The sequence below is a fragment of the Oleiphilus sp. HI0117 genome, from assembly GCF_001635235.1.
Genome location: NZ_LWGA01000196.1, coordinates 1 through 859, shown reverse-complemented (window position 1 = coordinate 859; position 859 = coordinate 1). Strand labels below are relative to the sequence as shown.

The window sequence follows — 859 nt, the reverse complement described above, 5'->3', positions numbered from 1 at the left end:
TAAGAGACGTATCAAAGTTCGCGGGCCTCAGCCTTCAGGTTTGTCGATTAATCGTGATGAGGCTGGAGTGCCTCATGTCAAAGCATCATCTTTCAAGGACGCCCTTTGGGGGAGCGGTTATGCGCATGCAATAGATCGTGGCACGCAATTGCTAATGATGCGGATACTTGGGCAGGGTCGGCTAACGGAGCTGCTTTCGGATACTGAAGAGTCTTTGGCAATAGATAAGTTCTTTAGGCGAGCAAATTGGTATGGCAATTTAACGCAAGAGTTGAATAAGCTCGATGTCGTCTCACTATCACAGATTCAATCCTACTGTGATGGTGTCAATGCGGGCTTTTCAGCCGGTGAATTTTCTTTAATGAAGCTCTTGGGTTATCAGGCAGAACCTTGGAAAGTGCAGGATATTATTCTTATATCGCGAATGACGAGCTACCTGACTTTGGCGCAATCGCAGGCGGAAGTAGAACGTTTCTTTATTGAATTGACGCAATCAGGCGTCTCTACAGAAGCTCTGGCTGAACTATTTCCCATTGACGTTAAGCGTTTTGACCGTGAACTGGTGGAGAGTATTCAGCTTCAGGAACGAATTGTTCCGCGTGAAGTGATCTGGAATCAGGCCTTGCCTAGAATGATGGCGTCTAACAATTGGGTTGTCGCAGGCAGCCGTACAAAATCTGGGCGAGCAATCATGGCCAATGATCCTCACCTGGAAGTAAATCGTTTGCCCAATGTTTGGTGTGAGCAAAGCTTATCATGGAGCGGCGGTTCGCTAATCGGAATGGGGATGCCCGGTTTGCCTGGTGTGTTGGTTGGTCGCAATAAGCAGGTTGCCTGGGGAGTGACTTATACCTTCATG

Annotated in this window: 1 protein-coding gene; it reads left to right on the top strand. The window is 48.0% G+C overall.

Going from position 1 to position 859, the window contains the following annotated elements:
- Window positions 1-859: penicillin acylase family protein (locus tag A3757_RS02490; RefSeq protein WP_197469669.1), on the top strand; the 859-nt coding region annotated here is incomplete at both ends.